Origin of the sequence: Ralstonia sp. AU12-08, assembly GCF_000442475.1 — a bacterium.
In the GTDB taxonomy this organism is placed as follows: domain Bacteria; phylum Pseudomonadota; class Gammaproteobacteria; order Burkholderiales; family Burkholderiaceae; genus Ralstonia; species Ralstonia insidiosa.
The window spans coordinates 394,143-409,233 of sequence record NZ_ASZV01000047.1; the positions used below are offsets into that span (position 1 = coordinate 394,143).

A 15,091-nucleotide genomic window follows, 5' to 3' on the forward strand; every position below is an offset into this window, starting at 1 on the left:
CAGTCCCACGACTTTGCCGCGCAGGGGCGCGGGGCTTGAGGATAGGCGGGCCTGCCACGTGCGGACCCGTCTGGGGTGTTGGGTCATAGGAGGGAAGCATGCACAGGCAGACGGTGCATTGTTGGGCGCATTCGGCAGCACGGAAATCGGCCGGAGGCGGCGTTTTTGTTACCTTGATGGCGGCAGTCTGCGCGGTCGGTTCGGCACATGCCGCGGGCGAAGCGGCCTCCGCGCCGTCTACGGCGCCCGCAAATGCATCTGCCGCTTCTGCACCTGTTGCTTCCACGCCAGCCACCCCCCTTACAAAACCGCAGGAGTCACGCGAACGCCACGCCGGCACGTTCTGGCAAGGCACGGTCGGCAAGGGCGCCGACAACCCCGGCTGGAACATCTGGCTGAGCGTGTACGACCCGCCTCCCAAGGCGCGTGACCAAGACAAGGACCCGGTCGCGGACACGCTCACCGGCGACGCCTACGACGATCGCCCCCAAGGCCGTACCATGTGGACCATCGAAGGCCGCAACGCGCCCGAGCGCCGCTTCGTGTGGCGTGAGCGCGCCGATGCACTCGATGCCAGCGGGCAGCCCATCGTGCGCGAGGGCGGTACGCTCTCCGGCGCGCTGTCGGCCGACGGCACTGCCGCCACCGGCACTTGGAGCGACGGCGGCCGCAGTCAGCCCTTCACGCTCAAGCGCGTAGCGCGCTATCGCGAAGTGACCGGCACCGCCGGCCAGGCCACCATCACCGAGCGCTACCCCGTGACCGGCGATGCGGCCGTTGATGCGCTGGTGCAATCGCTGCGCGTCAACCGCTGCGACCAGTACGACACCGAATGCGTCATCCGCATCAGCGCCGTCGGCCTGGGCGACACGGTGAGCCTGCTGCGCATGGTCTGGGCGTACAGCGGTGGTGCGCACGGCAACTACGGCTTCACGGCGGGCAACTGGCGACGCAGCGCGCAGGGTTTCCAGCCGATCACCCTGGCGGATGTACTGAACCCGACGCCCACCTGCCTGCAAAGCTTCAATACGCAGATCGTCGATGCGCTCAAACGCGAAGGCGCGCCCGAAGCCACGCGCGGCGTGCTCAAAGAGAAGGATCTGCGTAACCCGGCGTTTCCGTTTACGCTCCAAGGAGACCGCATCGTCGTGCACTACGGGCCGTATGAAGTGGGCCCGTATTCATCGGGCGCGTTCCGTGCCGCTGTGCGGGTCGATGATCTGGGTGCCGCGTGCAAGCGGCCCACCACCTGAACACGCGCTATCTGTCCGCCATGTCCGCCAGTCCTTCCTACGTCGACGAACAAGCCATCATGCGCCGGCTGCTGTCCGGCAAGACCATCGCCGTGGTGGGTCTCTCACCGCGCCCCACGCGGCCGAGCTATGACGTGGCGCGCTATCTGCAGCAGGCCGGCTATCGCATCGTGCCGGTCAACCCGCAGCACGCCGGCGAAGACGTGCTGGGCGAGCCGTGCTACGGCACGCTGGCCGAAGCGGCGACAACACTGGCGGCCGCCGGCCAGCGCATCGACCTGGTCGACATCTTCCGCCGCGCAGAGCAGGTGCTGCCCGTTGTGCAGGAAGCCATTGCCGTGGGTGTGGGGGGCATCTGGGTGCAGCTTGGCATCGTCAACGATGAGGCCATGGCCGCCGCGCGCGCCGCCGGTATACCTGCCGTGCAGGACCGCTGTACCAAGATCGAGCACTGGCGACTCGGTATCGGCGAGCGCGCCTGAAAGCGCCACCATTTATGACGGTAAACCGAGAGCGTTTCACCTAGGCTTTGGGCTCCAACTTTCAAGGAGCCCCCATGCCATTCCGACACTGGATCTCGACCATCGCCCTGGCCGCTGCATCGTCCCTGGCGGTTGCTGCTGAAGGCGGTCTGAGCGTGCACGTGCTCGATCAGCAAACCGGCACACCCGCAGCCGACATGCGCGTCACGCTAGAGGCCCGTACGGGCGGTGCCTGGCACACCATCGCCCGCGGCACGACCGATGCCGACGGCCGCATCAAGACGCTACTGAAAGCGGACCAGCCGCTTGCTGCTGGCGACTACCGTGCGACCTTCCATACCGGCGATTACTTCAGCGCGCATCACACGGCCACGTTCTTCCCCGAGGTGCCCGTCGTCTTCCGCGTGCAGGACGCGGCGCAGCACTATCACATCCCGCTACTGCTCAGTCCGTTCGGCTTCTCGACGTACCGTGGAAGTTAAGGCGGGTGCTGAAGCTCACGCGCTACACTTCGACGGTCATCGAAACTTGCACGAAGCATCCGCACCATGGCCGTCGATCCGCAGATCCTGCAGTTCTATCAACGCGTTGCCGAGCGCTTTGGCGCGTTGCCTGCGCCCGAAGATGCCCCCGCCCAACGCGAGCGCTTCGAGGCGATTGCCGCGCTCTCCGATCGCCCCGATCCGGACAGCGTTGAAGCATCCGACCTGAGCCTGCCGCTGCCGGGCCGCACGCTGGACGCGATCGTCTTTCGACCGAAGCACGTGGCCACGCCGCGCATGCTGGTGTGGTTTCACGGCGGCGGCTGGGTGGTGGGCGCGCCGCGCACAACGCACCGCCTGCTGGCAGCGCTGCTCGCACAGGACACCGGCTGTGCGGTCGTGAGCGTGGACTATCGCCTTGCGCCCGAACATCCGTTTCCTGTGCCGGCCGATGATGCGCGGGATGCGCTGGTGTACCTGGCGGAGCAACGCTCAAACCTCGGGGGCGATCCCGATTTTCTGGCCGTGGGCGGGGATAGCGCGGGCGGGCATCTCGCCGTGCAAGCCACGGCAAGCGTGCGCCCGGGCCTCGTCAACGCGCAACTGCTGGTCTATCCGGTGAGCACACCCGCCTTCGGCAGCGAGAGCTACAACGCCTTCGCGCAAGGTCCCGGCCTCACGCGCGACGAGATGCGCTGGTACTGGGAGAAGTTCATCGGTGCTGAAGCGCTGACCAAGTCGTTGGCTGAGCAGGACGGGCGCATCTACCTGATGGCGCAGCCGCCGAAATACACGCCGCCCGACACGGTGGTCATCGTGGCCGCACACGACGTGCTGCGCGACGACGGCCTGCACTACGCCGACTACCTCGTGCAGCACGGCGCGCAGGTCATCACCATTGAAGCGTCAGGTATGACGCACGGCTTTGCGCGCATGCAACCCGATGTCGAGCGCGCACGCGAATGGATGCGCCGCGCGGCGCACGCATTCGTCGGGATGATCAGCGAGGAATAAGCAGGAACTAGCGTTGTGGTGCGCGGCGCGGGCGGAACGCTGCCAGCACGCGCCGTGTGACGAACAGCGAGAGGTAGTCGTGCACGCTGGCGTCCGCCGACAATGCGCGCATGGTTTCCTGGTACTGAACGCGGACGAGATCAGCAGGTGCGCCGGTGTCGTGAGCGATCTTGTCGATCTGTTCGTCCTGGTCTGCGATGGCGGTGCCCATTGCGGTTCCCCGTCGTTGCTGTGGCAGTGACTTGCGCGGCTGGTTCGCGCAACGAGTGACCACTATAGGTAACGCGCAGGAACAATCCAGCCCTGTTGCAAAGCTTTCAGCGCGCTGTCTGCGCAGCATCAAAACGGTGCTACTGCGATGCCGTTGCCAGTGCAAAGACTGCACCGGCAAGACGCATTTACCGCTTATTTGCCCCAGTTTGCGGGCATGCTTTGCAGGCCGATGGCGGCACCCGACGCATCGGTAATGCGTGCCAACTCACGATACGCAATCGCCTGAACGCGCTCGGGCAGCGGCACGAATTTGGCCTTGGCGGCCAGCTCGTCGCCGTGGAAGTAGCCCCACGTCAGAAACTTCAACGCCGCCAGCGTGCGCGGGCCGGACTGGCTCACCGCCGGTACCACGATGAAGGTCCCCATGGTGATCGGCCAGGTCTCTGCACCCGGCAGGTTGACCAGCGGCGCGGTGAAATCGCCCTTGCGGTTCCAGGCGCTTTGCACCACGGCTTCGCGGAAGCCGCTCACCTGCGGGCTGACAAAGCGGCCGGACGCGTTGCGCAACTGCACGGCGTTCAGGTCGTTGTCGAGGATGTAGTTGTAGTCGACATAGCCGATGGCGCCGGGGGTGGCCTGCACGGCCTTGACCACGTCGCCGCTGCCTTTGACGCCAAGGTAGTCCGCCGGCCAGGCGATGGTTGACTTGGTGCCGTAGGTGCTCTTCCAGTCTGCGCTGACTGCGCTCAGGTAATCCGTGAAGTGGTACGTGGTGCCCGAACCATCGGCGCGCACTACGAGGCGAACCTTCAGCTTGGGCAGCGCCATACCCGGGTTCAGCGTGCGCAGTTCGGGCGCGTCCCAGCTATCGATCTTGCCCAGGAAGAGATGGGCGAGCACTTCGCCCGTCAGCTTGAGCTGGCCGCGCGCCACGCCCGGCACGTTGATGAACGGCACCGCGCCCGTCACCACCGACGGCACGCACACCAGGCCCGCCTTGGCCGCATCGGCTGAAGACAGCGGCACGTCCGACGCACCGAAATCCACCGAACCTGCGCGGATACGCTTGATGCCCTCACCCGAACCCACGGCATCGTAGTTGAGCGTGATGCCCGCCGCCGCCGCATACCCCGCCGACCAGACGCGATAGACCGGCGCAGCAGCGGTCGACCCCGCTCCACGAACCTCAGCGCGAGCGAGAGCGGAAAAGCCTGCGGCGACAACGGCCAGGGCCAAAACAACGTGCTTGAACATGAGACGACCTGCGGGCAGCGGAATGCGAAGCCTGAAATTGTAGCGATGCGCGTGCTGCGGTGCGGCATGCTGCGTTGATAGAGCCCATCCACTACATGGACATGTGTTGTAAGACGTTCCGCAAACGTTGGGCGGTGTAGGGGGTGGATTAGGCGGTTTTGATTAAGCCTGGATCGGGCTGGCCATGCCACCGGACATCACCGGCGGCCGGCTCACGCACCAAACAAAAAAAGCGCCAGACCTTGCAGCCCAGCGCTTCGCATTCGCAGCAACGCAGTCGCGCGTTACTTCACCAGCCCTTCCACCTTCATCGCCTCCTGCGCCGCGGCCCGTGCACCCACCCGCGCCATGTACGCCTGCACATTCGGATATGCCCCCATCGGCAGTGCCAGGAAGTTGGCCCAGTTCAGTATCGTAAAGGCGTAGGCATCGGCCACGCTGTAGTCCTCCGCCAGATACGGCTGCTTGGCCAGGCGGGCATCCAGTTCAGCAAAGCGCTTGGCCAGCTTGTCCTTGGCACCCTGGCGTGTGACGTCGGGCGTTTCCTTGTACCAGAGCGGGCTGAAGCCCTTGTGCAGTTCGGTGCTGACGAAGGTCAGCCATTCGATCACGGCCAGGCGGCGTGCGCTGCCGGCCTTGCCGATGAGCGCCTGGGTCGGGTCGAGGTCGGCCACGTATTGCAGTAGCGCCGCGGCTTCGGTGTGGCGCGAGCCGTCGGCCAGCTCCAGCAGCGGCACGTAGCCGCGCGGCGAGATCGTATAGAAATCCGTGCCGTCGGCGGTGAGGTGCTTGGTAAGGTCGACCGAGGTCACGTCAAACTTGGCGCCGACTTCACGCAGGGCGATGTGCACAGCCAGCGAGCAGGCGCCGGCCGAGTAGTAGAGCTTCATGATCGTTTTCTCATCCATCAAGTTGGAAAGCCGCCAACTGCGATGGGGTGCCAGCGGCAGCGGTATCAACACTGTAGGATTGCATGCATGCCAATGAAATAGGCGACAGGGAAAATCATGCATGCAGAAACGCAATACCGGCTGAGCGCCGCCGACCTGGAAGTCGTGCTGGCGATGGCGCGCACCGGCACGCTGGCGGCAGCGGGCGATCGGCTGGGCGTGGATGCGTCCACCGTGTTCCGGTCTCTGCAGCGTATCGAACGGGGGCTTGGGCAATCGCTGTTTGCGCGCTCGCGTACGGGGTATCTGGCCAACGAGCTGGCGCAATCATTGGCTGAGCGGGCGGAGCAGGTGGAGGCCGCGCTGGAGGGCGCACGCTCTGCGGTGCATGCCGCGCCGGATCAGGTGTCGGGCACGGTGCGCATTACCACCACCGACACCATCCTGGTCGGCCTGGTGGCCCCCGCGTTGAAGGCGTTGCAAGCGCAGCACCCAAACCTGACCTATGACCTGCGCGTGGGCAACGAGCTGGCGAGCCTGACCCGCCGCGATGCCGACATCGCCGTGCGCGCCACCCGCCGCCCGCCGCAGCACTTGGTCGGCAAACACCTGGGGCCGATTCGCGTGGGGCTGTATGCGGGGCGCGGTTGCGACACCACGTATGCCGACGTGGAAGCAGGCCGTGTGCCGTGGATTGCCATTGACGATGCGATTCCGGAGCACCCCTCCGTGGCCTGGCGCAAGCGGCACTTCCCCAAGGTGGTCCCCACCTACTTCGTCAACAGCCTGCAGATCGCGGCCGAGATGGTGGCGATAGGGTCGGGCATCGCCATCCTTCCCGTGGTGATGGCGCAGGCGCGCAGTGATCTGGTGTCGCTGCGGGACTTGCAGGACGCGAACCAGTCGGAACTGTGGTTGCTGACGCATCCGGAGTCGCGCCACTTGCGACGGATTGCGACCGTGTACGGGCATCTGGCGCAGGTGTTGCGCATGCCGTGAGGCGTGGTCAGTTGGCGACGGCCGTGGTTGGCACAACGGCGCCCTCGTCGGCAACCAGCGCAGCACGCCGGCGCAAATCCTCCGTCGTCTCGCCGTTGCCATCGGGCCGCCAGCCCGGCGGGCGGAACAGGTAGCCAAACACCTCGGGTGCCGAGCGGGCGGTCTTCAGGTCTTGCCACAAACCGCGCCACTGGCTGAACTCGATGGTCAGCAGGTTGTATGTGCGCAGCGGGTGCACCAGGCCATAGCGACAGGGCACGTCTTTGCGCTCGGGGATGTAGGTGCCGAACAGGCGGTCGAAGAGGATCAGCACGCCGCCGTAGTTGCCGTCGAGGTATTCCAGGTTGGCTGCGTGGTGCACGCGGTGCGCCGATGGCGTGTTCAAGACCCACTCCAGGGCCCCAAGGCGGGGGATCCACGTCGCGTGAATCCAGAACTGGTACAGCAGGTTCAGCGACAGCAGCATCAGCACGATGCGCGGCGGCATGCCCAGCAGCGGCGCCAGCGAGAAGAAGAGCAGGGTGCCGGTCAGCTTGCCCGTCCAGCCAAAGCGGTAGGCGGCCGACAGGTTCAGATCGTTGGGCGAGTGGTGGACGGCGTGGGTGCACCAGAACCAGCGCACGCGGTGCGCGGCGCGGTGGTACCAGTAGTAGCAGAACTCCTGGCCGAGAAAGCAGGCTGCCCAGCCGGTCCAGTTGTCCATCGGCAGGGTCCACAGGCGGTGCTGGTAGACCCAGTCCAGGCCTTGCAGCCAGAACGCCATCGGCAACAGCCAGCGCAGTGGGTACTCGCGTACCAGGAAATCGACCACTGACAAGCCAGCGGCTTTCCAGTCGTAGTTGCTCCAGCCGCGCAGGAACGACAGCGCCAGCGCCTCGGCCAATGACGACACCAGCACGAGCACGACGGCAATCTTCAGGATGGTGAACAGCACGGCCATGGCGCGGGGCTCCGGTGGGGTGCCAAGGACACTACCGCAACGCTCAGGTGCCCACAATCCGAGGGAACGCCAGAAAGCAGGGGCAGCCTATCGGCTTTCGCTAGGCCGCCACGCCTATCAGTGAAACACGATGGCACCGTTGTCGGCGCACATCTCAAAGGCCTTTTTCCAGTCGGCGTAGGACTCCTTGAAATACGGGTCCGGATGCTTTTCAGCCGCTTCGCTGTACTGGATGAAGTCCTGATAGACCTTCTTGCAGGCGATTGGGCCGATGACGCCTTCTGCGTCGGAGAAATTGATCAACTCCCAGAACGGCCCCTGCTGAAGCCTCCACGCAGTGGCGTCGTATCGAAGCTCCGTCTTGCCGAGGAATTCGTATGGGCTTGCCTTGTAGCCGGCCAGCTTGGCAAGTTCATTTCGCCAGGCGTTGTAGCCCGAATACGACCCCGCGCGAAACTCAAACGACGACTTGAACGCGTAGACCGTGCCGCTTTGCAGGTCGTCGAAACGCTCGGGGAAGTTGACCGGGGACAGGATCACCTGGTTCTTTCCCTGTGGTTGGCCATCGGAATCGAGGGTGGGTGCGGTGACTTGGGTCAGGCCACTGAGCGCGGTGATATCGAGTCCGGCGCGGGCAACTGAGGCGGACAGAAGCAGAGCGAGGGCCAAAAGAATCTTTTGCATGCGTGACGGTTGTCAGAGGAAGGGCGAAGGCCCGTGATGCCTGGGCAACTGACATTGTTGACTTCGGCGCACTCACACAACAACCCCACTGCGCGCACATACCCCTCATACGTCGGGGGTGCCATTCCTGCTTTGCGCCTCAAGTTCGCTCCAACACTGCCGTAGCTTGCTCAGTGGCCCCCCCAACAGCCCGCGGTTCGCCGTTCTGGAGGGCGCAACGGTAGCACCGAGCGCTGTACGCCGCACGCAGTCTGATTCACGCAGGACATTCCACCTATAAGAATCATGATCTCCTCTCTTCGGACCCGCATTCTCCTCATCTCGTCGGCCACCGTGATCGGCGCTCTGGCGCTGTCCGGCGCCGCCACGTATTCCATCGTGCGCAGCAATACGATGGAATCGATCGACCAGAACCTCGCCGCCATCGCCAGCGGCAACACGCTCGCCATCGACAAGTGGGTGGCCGCCAAGGCGCAGGCCGTGAAGGCCACCGCCGAGGTGGTTGAGCACGGCGATCCGCAAGGCTTTGGCAAGCACATGGGCAATGCCAACGGCTTCCCCATCATCACCATCGGCTGGACGGACAAGACGTTCTTCTCCACCAGCTCCACTACGCCCAAGGACTACGACCCGACCGGGCGGCCCTGGTATAAGCAGGCCATCGAAGCCGGCAAGCTGCTCGTAACCAAGCCCTACGGCGATGTGTCGACCGGTGTGCAGTACGTGTCGTTTGCCGCACCGCTCGTGCACAACGGTGAAACGACCGGCGCCATCTCGGGCGCCGTGCCGCTCGACGGCGTGCGTGAAGTGGTGGCGGCCGTGCACCCCACGCCCTCCAGCCTCGCCTTCGTGGTCGCCAAGGATGGCCAGGTGATCGCCCACCCCGATGCCAAGCTGATGCTCAAGCCGGCCACCGACGTGGCCGCATCGCTCAATGCTGACACGCTCGCCACGCTCGCCAAGGCCAGCACCCCGCTGGAGGTGGAACTGGCCGGCGCGCCCAAGCTGCTCAAGGCGCAGGCCGTGCAGGGCACCGACTGGTATCTGGTGATCGCCCTGGACAAGGCCGAAGCCACCGCCGGCTTGCGCAACGTCGTCAAGGCACTGGCTGTGGCCATGGTGCTGCTGACGCTGGCCGCCGTGGGCATCGCCGCGTTCTTCACGTCGCAATCGTTCCGCCGCCTGTCGCAGGTGCGCGATGCGATGGAGACCATTGGCGCCGGTGGTGGTGACCTGACGCACCGCCTGCCCGTGGTCGGCAATGACGAAGTCGCGCAGATCAGCGCCGCGTTCAACACCTTCATCGACAAGATTGGCGAAGTGCTGCTGGAAGTGCGCGCCAGCGTCGACAGCATGAAGTCGGCCACCGGCGAGATCGAAATGGGCAACCGCGATCTCTCCAACCGCACCGAGGTCTCGGCCAGCAACCTGCAGGAAACCTCTGCCGCGCTGACCGAGTTGACCACCAGCGTGAAGAACTCCGCCGATGCGGCCGTGCAGGCCACGCGCCTGGCGAGCGACGCGAGCGATGCCGCCACGCGCGGCGGCGAGGTGGTCTCCAGCGCCGTGAGCACGATGGACGAGATTGCCAAGTCGTCGGCGCGTATTACCGAGATCATTGGCGTGATCGACAGCATTGCCTTCCAGACCAACATCCTGGCGCTCAACGCCGCTGTGGAAGCCGCCCGCGCCGGCGAGAATGGCCGCGGCTTTGCCGTGGTGGCCGGTGAGGTGCGCACGCTGGCGCAACGCAGCGCCACCGCCGCCCGCGAGATCAAGGACCTGATCCAGGCCTCGGAGGCCAGCGTGAAGACCGGCGCGCAGCGCGTGCAGGCCGCCGGCGCAACGATGCAGGAGATCGTGTCCGGCATCGAGCGTGTCGCCCGCATCATTGGCGAGATCGACGGGGCGATGCACGAGCAGAGCAGCGGCATCAGCCAGATCGACCGCAGTGTCGCCGAGATGGACCAGGCCACGCAGCAGAACGCGGCGCTGGTGGAGCAATCGACCGCTGCCTCGGCGATGCTCAACGAGCAGGCACAGGGTCTGGCGCGCACGGTGGGGTTGTTCAAGTTGCGCGCGGGCTAAGCCGCCTCGTCACGGCACGCTCCGGAATCGCCCTAACTCTTCGCGCCCGCCCGCCGATGCGACAATCGCCACGGACTGCCGCACTCCGACGGCGGCCGCGCAAAGAGGAGGCATCATGCACCGCACTCTGGTTGGCATTCGGGCGGCCAGCGCCGTCGCTGTACTTGTTGGTTGCACCGGCGCGTTAGCCCAGGCATCGGCGCCGGCCGCGCTCACCCCGCAGCTCATCAACATGGGCAGCATGACGGCGGAGGAAATTGGCCCCGTCATCGCCGAAATGGGCACGTTGCGCACCAAAACGCTGGTGAACGCCGCCAACGGCACGGTGGGCGTTCAGGTGGGTACGGTCGCCAAGCACACGCATACATATTCGGACGAGATTCAGTACGTGATGGCCGGTACGGCCACGTTCTGGCTCGACAACGCGCCACGTGAGGTGCGGGCGGGGGATCTGGTCGTTATCCCGCGCGGGGTGGTGCACGGCACGCTGACCACCAGCCCGGATTTCAAGGCCATGGCGATCAAGCTGCCGCCGCAGCGGGCGGGGGATACGCAAAAGGTGCCCTGAGCTGTGCCGAGTATTGGCGTGGATCAGCCCGGGATAAAAACACCATCCCTTACAATGGCGCCCTCATCAAGAGTCCAACGCCATGTCTGCACCGCTCGCCAACGACACCTTCCTGCGCGCCCTGCGCCGCCAGCCGACCGACTACACGCCGCTGTGGCTGATGCGCCAGGCAGGCCGTTACCTGCCCGAGTACAACGCCACGCGTGCCCGCGCCGGCAGCTTCCTGGGCTTGGCCAAGTCGCCGGCATATGCGACGGAAGTGACGCTGCAGCCGCTGGACCGCTATCCGCTGGACGCGGCCATCCTGTTCTCCGACATCCTGACCGTGCCCGACGCCATGGGCCTGGGCCTGTCGTTCGCGCAGGGCGAAGGCCCGCGCTTTGCCAAGCCGGTGCGCTCCGAGGCGGATGTGGCTGCGCTGTCGGTGCCCGACATGTCGCAACTGCAATACGTGTTTGATGCGGTGGCGGAAATCCGCCGCGCGCTCGTGCAGGACGGCCGCCAGCGCGTGCCACTGATCGGCTTCTCGGGCAGCCCGTGGACGCTGGCCTGCTACATGGTCGAAGGTGGCGGCTCGGACGACTTCCGCACCGTCAAGTCGATGCTCTACGCGCGCCCGGACCTGATGCACCGCATCCTGGAGATCAACGCGCAGGCCGTGATCGACTACCTGAACGCGCAGATCGAGGCCGGCGCCCAGGCCGTGCAGGTGTTCGATACCTGGGGCGGCGCACTGGCCGATGGCATCTATCACGAGTTCTCGCTGGCCTACATGCAGCGCGTGGTGGAAGGCATCCGCGCCGGGGCCGACGGCCAGCGCGTGCCGGTCATCCTGTTCACCAAGGGCGGCGGCCTGTGGCTCGAAGCCATGGCCGAGACCGGCGCCGATGCGCTGGGCGTGGACTGGACGGTCAACTTGCAGCTTGCCCGCCAGCGCACTGGCGGCCGCGTCGCCCTGCAAGGCAACCTCGACCCGACCGTGCTGTTTGCGGCACCCGACGCCATTCGCGCGCAAGTGCGCCGCGTGCTGGAAGACTACGCTGCCAGCGGCGACAGCGATGGCCACATCTTCAACCTGGGCCACGGTATCTCGCAGTTCACGCCGCCCGAGGCTGTCACGGTGCTGGTGGATGAGGTGCATAGCTTCAGTCGTGCACTGCGCAAAAAAGCCGCGTAACAGAGTCATGGTGCGGTGCGATGGCGTTTGAATTGAGCCATCGCAGTGCGTGAAGCCGAGCGCATGAGTGGAACGCTCGCCGCTTTGGTGCAAAGAGGGTGAGCGTCTACTCGCATGCCCGGGCCCGCAGATTGGCCCCAAAGGGGTGTCAAGCGATTTATTTCGCGCACTTTGGTGCGTAACCTGACTGTCAAGACTTGACTTATGCACAAAGCTGTCGCGGCTGGCTTTTTTCGCGGCGCAACACAGTCGGGTTTGTGCGCTCATCGCATAAGTGTTTGATTTTTTTGAGGGAATGGCGTGCGCGCCGAAATCGTGCAAGCCAGAAAAACGGCGGATTCATCGGCTTTCCCGGGCGTTGCGGGCGACTTTTCAACAAAGTTATCCACAGCCTGTGTGGATAGACCTAAAAATCGGCCACCGATCAGGGTGCCACTGCGTAAACCTCAAGTGATACTTGAAGATTGAGTCAGGCATGGCAATCACTGTGCTGGCAAGGTGAGACGGGCGCCGCGCTTTCGCCAGGTGCGTGATGCGCCGCTGCACCGCAACAATTCCTTTGCAATTCAACCGTTTGCCTCTCGGATGACCACCGCACAAGCCGACACCGTGTTTCCCGATGCCGTGGCGGGTGCCGAGACCGCAGCCGCGATCGCACGGGTGGTGATCGACACGCCGCTCGATGCCGTGTTCGATTACCGGTGTGCGCAGCCGGTGTTGCCGGGGCAACTGGTGGTCGTGCCGTTCGGCAACCGCCGCGTGGTGGCATTGGTGGTGGAAACCGCCGCCACCACCGAGGTGCCGCAAGACAAGCTGCGTGACCTGGAGCGCGTGCTCGACTGGGTGCCGCCGCTCAATGCCGAATGGCGTGCGCTGGCCGAATTTGCCGCCGGCTACTACCACCGCGCGCTGGGCGAAGTGACGTTGCCAGCGCTGCCGCCGCTGTGGCGCACACCCGGTAGCTGGGACAACCTCGCGCGCCAAGCCGCCGAAACCGTCTATGTGATGCAGGAGCCTGCATCGACCGTCGGCGCCGCGTTGCTGGACAGCGTGCCCAAGCGCGCGACCGGCGCCATGCGGCTGGCTGAAGCGCTGACTGGCGACGGCGAGCTTTCCACGAGCGCTGCCGTCGCATTGCACGGGCAGGCCGTGGCCAAGCTGCGCGACTGGGCCGCCGTCGGCTGGTTGCGCGCAGAACTGCGACCGAAGGCGCTGTTACCGCAACCGCTGGAATTGCCCGAACCGTCTGTCGCGCCCGCACTGAATGCCGAACAGGCTGCGGCCGTGGCTGCCATCGCGCAGGGCGGGGCGAGCGGCAACTTCAGCCCGTTCCTGCTCTACGGCGTGACCGGCAGCGGCAAGACCGAGGTCTACCTGCACGCCATCGCCGATGCCCTGGCGCGCGACGCCAACGCGCAGGTGCTGATGCTGGTGCCCGAGATCAACCTGACGCCGCAGTTGGAAGCGCGCATCGCGGCGCGTTTTCCGGGCGTGCCCATGGCGGCGCTGCACAGCGGCCTGGCGGAGCAGCCGCGCGCGCTGAACTGGCTGGCGGCCCATCGTGGCGAGGCGCGCATCGTGCTCGGCACCCGGCTGGCGATGCTGGCGTCGCTGCCCAACCTGGCGCTTATTCTCGTCGACGAAGAGCACGATACGTCCTACAAGCAGCAGGAGGGCTTGCGCTACTCCGCACGCGATCTGGCGTTGTGGCGGGCCAAGCAGCGCAACATCCCCGTCGTGCTGGGGTCGGCCACGCCGTCGCTGGAAACCTGGTGGCGCGCGGAGCAGAGCGCCACCACGCGCTTGACGCTGTCGCAGCGCGCACAGGCCGAGGCGGTGCTGCCGCGCGTGTCGCTCATCGACCTGAATCTGGAGCGGCGCGCCGGGCGCGAGATTCGAGATGGGCTGTCCAAACCGCTCGTCGACGCGATGGCCGATCGCCTCGCGCGTGGCGAGCAGAGCCTGCTGTTCCTCAACCGCCGGGGCTATGCGCCGGTGCTCTCGTGCGATGCGTGCGGCTGGCTGTCGGGTTGCCCGCGGTGCTCGGCGTACTTGGTGCTGCATAAACCGGAGCGGCGCCTGCGCTGCCACCACTGCGGTTACGAATCGCGCATTCCGCATCACTGCCCCGACTGCGGCAACGTCGATATCGCCCCGCTCGGGCGCGGTACCCAGCGCATCGAAGAGACGCTCGGCGAGCTGTTCCCGCAAGCCCGTGTCGCCCGCATCGACGCCGATTCCACGCGCCGCAAGGGCAGTGCCGAAGCGCTGTTCGACACCGTGCACGAAGGCAGCGTCGACATCCTGATCGGCACGCAGATGGTCGCCAAGGGGCACGACTTCCAGCGCGTGACGCTGGTGGGCGTGGTGGCGCCAGACCCGTCGCTGTTCTCGCATGATTTCCGCGCCGGGGAGCACCTGTTTGCCTCGCTGATGCAGGTGGCCGGGCGCGCCGGACGTGCCGGGTTGGCGGGCGAGGTGCTGATCCAGACGCGCTATCCGGATGCCCCCGCGTTGCAGGCACTCGTGCGCCATGACTACGGCGGGTTCGCGCGCCAACTGCTGCGTGAGCGCAAGCAGGCCGGGTTGCCGCCGTTTGCGTACCAGGCGTTGCTGACTACCGAGCACAAGGAAGTGGCGCGCGCGCTGGAATTCCTCGCCGCTGCCCGGGCGCTGGGCGAAACCCTCGTCGCAGAGTTGGGGGCGCCGGTATTTCTGCATGATCCGGTGCCGATGACCATGGTGCGGCTAGCCAACCGCGAGCGGGCGCAACTGCTGGTGGAATCGGCTTCTCGCGCTGCGCTGCAGAAGCTGTTGTCTGCCTGGACCGAGCGGTTTGGGGAGATTACGAAGACAGTGAAAGGCGTGCGGTGGCAGTTGGAGATTGATCCGCTGCGGATCTGAGCGCCGAAACGCACCCCCCGAGGGCTGCCAGTCGCCCCAAAACCAAGCACGCGTCACGTGCGGTTGCACCAAACCTACCCCCTTCGATGCAAGGGGTTTTACTAGGTTGCACCTTCAAATCCACCGGGCGTATGATCCGCTTC

14 protein-coding genes are annotated in these 15,091 nt (G+C 65.6%); 9 read left to right on the forward strand and 5 right to left on the reverse strand.

Annotated elements, in window-relative coordinates:
- The first annotated feature begins 176 nt into the window (after positions 1-176).
- The 4 genes from C404_RS54025 to C404_RS54040 all read left to right on the forward strand — a co-directional run bounded on the left by C404_RS54025 (position 177) and on the right by C404_RS54040 (position 3,231).
- A complete protein-coding gene (locus C404_RS54025) occupies positions 177-1,253 on the forward strand; it encodes an RsiV family protein (protein ID WP_021197167.1) in 1,077 nt (358 codons plus the stop codon).
- Between the two features lie 20 nt (positions 1,254-1,273).
- On the forward strand, positions 1,274-1,735 hold the full coding sequence (locus C404_RS54030; protein ID WP_031330076.1) for a CoA-binding protein: 462 nt from the start codon (positions 1,274-1,276) through the stop codon (positions 1,733-1,735).
- Positions 1,736-1,809: 74 nt separating this feature from the next.
- Positions 1,810-2,217: a hydroxyisourate hydrolase gene (gene uraH, locus C404_RS54035; RefSeq protein ID WP_021197169.1), complete on the forward strand. Its 408-nt coding sequence runs from the start codon at positions 1,810-1,812 to the stop codon at positions 2,215-2,217.
- Between the two features lie 66 nt (positions 2,218-2,283).
- The gene (locus C404_RS54040) at positions 2,284-3,231 is read left to right on the forward strand and encodes an alpha/beta hydrolase (protein WP_021197170.1); all 948 of its coding nucleotides are present in this window, start codon (positions 2,284-2,286) and stop codon (positions 3,229-3,231) included.
- 7 nt (positions 3,232-3,238) lie between these two features.
- Here C404_RS54040 and C404_RS54045 read toward each other — a convergent pair whose 3' ends face one another.
- The 3 genes from C404_RS54045 to gstA form a co-directional block, all read right to left on the reverse strand.
- Positions 3,239-3,442, reverse strand: a complete 204-nt coding sequence (locus tag C404_RS54045; RefSeq protein WP_021197171.1) for a DUF3562 domain-containing protein — start codon at positions 3,440-3,442, stop codon at positions 3,239-3,241.
- 194 nt (positions 3,443-3,636) lie between these two features.
- The gene (gene pstS / locus C404_RS54050) at positions 3,637-4,698 is read right to left on the reverse strand and encodes a phosphate ABC transporter substrate-binding protein PstS (protein WP_021197172.1); all 1,062 of its coding nucleotides are present in this window, start codon (positions 4,696-4,698) and stop codon (positions 3,637-3,639) included.
- 284 nt (positions 4,699-4,982) lie between these two features.
- Positions 4,983-5,588 carry a glutathione transferase GstA gene (gene gstA, locus C404_RS54055; RefSeq protein WP_031330077.1) on the reverse strand — a complete coding sequence of 202 codons (606 nt, stop codon included), beginning with the start codon at positions 5,586-5,588 and terminating at the stop codon, positions 4,983-4,985.
- A gap of 117 nt (positions 5,589-5,705) precedes the next feature.
- Here gstA and C404_RS54060 point away from each other — a divergent pair, with 117 nt between their 5' ends.
- The gene (locus C404_RS54060; protein WP_021197174.1) at positions 5,706-6,587 is read left to right on the forward strand and encodes a LysR family transcriptional regulator; all 882 of its coding nucleotides are present in this window, start codon (positions 5,706-5,708) and stop codon (positions 6,585-6,587) included.
- 7 nt (positions 6,588-6,594) lie between these two features.
- On the opposite strand, the gene C404_RS54065 is transcribed toward C404_RS54060, so the two are convergent.
- Together C404_RS54065 and C404_RS0130420 are read right to left on the reverse strand one after the other, a co-directional pair.
- Positions 6,595-7,527, reverse strand: a complete 933-nt coding sequence (locus tag C404_RS54065) for a sterol desaturase family protein (RefSeq protein ID WP_021197175.1) — start codon at positions 7,525-7,527, stop codon at positions 6,595-6,597.
- Between the two features lie 117 nt (positions 7,528-7,644).
- Positions 7,645-8,211 (reverse strand): hypothetical protein, encoded by a 567-nt coding sequence (locus tag C404_RS0130420; protein WP_064496254.1) that lies wholly within the window; start codon positions 8,209-8,211, stop codon positions 7,645-7,647.
- Positions 8,212-8,496: 285 nt separating this feature from the next.
- Here C404_RS0130420 and C404_RS54070 point away from each other — a divergent pair, with 285 nt between their 5' ends.
- From C404_RS54070 to C404_RS54085, 4 genes are all read left to right on the forward strand, one after another.
- Positions 8,497-10,299: a methyl-accepting chemotaxis protein gene (locus C404_RS54070; protein ID WP_021197177.1), complete on the forward strand. Its 1,803-nt coding sequence runs from the start codon at positions 8,497-8,499 to the stop codon at positions 10,297-10,299.
- Positions 10,300-10,414: 115 nt separating this feature from the next.
- Complete coding sequence (locus tag C404_RS54075; RefSeq protein WP_021197178.1) at positions 10,415-10,867, forward strand: cupin domain-containing protein; 453 nt, start codon at positions 10,415-10,417, stop codon at positions 10,865-10,867.
- Positions 10,868-10,949: 82 nt separating this feature from the next.
- Positions 10,950-12,044: a uroporphyrinogen decarboxylase gene (gene hemE / locus C404_RS54080; RefSeq protein ID WP_021197179.1), complete on the forward strand. Its 1,095-nt coding sequence runs from the start codon at positions 10,950-10,952 to the stop codon at positions 12,042-12,044.
- Between the two features lie 585 nt (positions 12,045-12,629).
- On the forward strand, positions 12,630-14,948 hold the full coding sequence (locus tag C404_RS54085; RefSeq protein WP_031330080.1) for a primosomal protein N': 2,319 nt from the start codon (positions 12,630-12,632) through the stop codon (positions 14,946-14,948).
- The last annotated feature ends 143 nt before the right edge of the window (positions 14,949-15,091 follow it).

What these genes read in the sequence shown, in the direction of transcription:
- C404_RS54025 (WP_021197167.1), top strand. Translation starts at nt 177, where the DNA reads ATGGCGGCAGTCTGCGCGGTCGGTTCGGCACATGCCGCGGGCGAAGCG.
- C404_RS54030 (WP_031330076.1), top strand. Translation starts at nt 1,274, where the DNA reads ATGTCCGCCAGTCCTTCCTACGTCGACGAACAAGCCATCATGCGCCGG.
- uraH (WP_021197169.1), top strand. Translation starts at nt 1,810, where the DNA reads ATGCCATTCCGACACTGGATCTCGACCATCGCCCTGGCCGCTGCATCG.
- C404_RS54040 (WP_021197170.1), top strand. Translation starts at nt 2,284, where the DNA reads ATGGCCGTCGATCCGCAGATCCTGCAGTTCTATCAACGCGTTGCCGAG.
- C404_RS54045 (WP_021197171.1), bottom strand. Translation starts at nt 3,442, where the DNA reads ATGGGCACCGCCATCGCAGACCAGGACGAACAGATCGACAAGATCGCT.
- pstS (WP_021197172.1), bottom strand. Translation starts at nt 4,698, where the DNA reads ATGTTCAAGCACGTTGTTTTGGCCCTGGCCGTTGTCGCCGCAGGCTTT.
- gstA (WP_031330077.1), bottom strand. Translation starts at nt 5,588, where the DNA reads ATGAAGCTCTACTACTCGGCCGGCGCCTGCTCGCTGGCTGTGCACATC.
- C404_RS54060 (WP_021197174.1), top strand. Translation starts at nt 5,706, where the DNA reads ATGCATGCAGAAACGCAATACCGGCTGAGCGCCGCCGACCTGGAAGTC.
- C404_RS54065 (WP_021197175.1), bottom strand. Translation starts at nt 7,527, where the DNA reads ATGGCCGTGCTGTTCACCATCCTGAAGATTGCCGTCGTGCTCGTGCTG.
- C404_RS0130420 (WP_064496254.1), bottom strand. Translation starts at nt 8,211, where the DNA reads ATGCAAAAGATTCTTTTGGCCCTCGCTCTGCTTCTGTCCGCCTCAGTT.
- C404_RS54070 (WP_021197177.1), top strand. Translation starts at nt 8,497, where the DNA reads ATGATCTCCTCTCTTCGGACCCGCATTCTCCTCATCTCGTCGGCCACC.
- C404_RS54075 (WP_021197178.1), top strand. Translation starts at nt 10,415, where the DNA reads ATGCACCGCACTCTGGTTGGCATTCGGGCGGCCAGCGCCGTCGCTGTA.
- hemE (WP_021197179.1), top strand. Translation starts at nt 10,950, where the DNA reads ATGTCTGCACCGCTCGCCAACGACACCTTCCTGCGCGCCCTGCGCCGC.
- C404_RS54085 (WP_031330080.1), top strand. Translation starts at nt 12,630, where the DNA reads ATGACCACCGCACAAGCCGACACCGTGTTTCCCGATGCCGTGGCGGGT.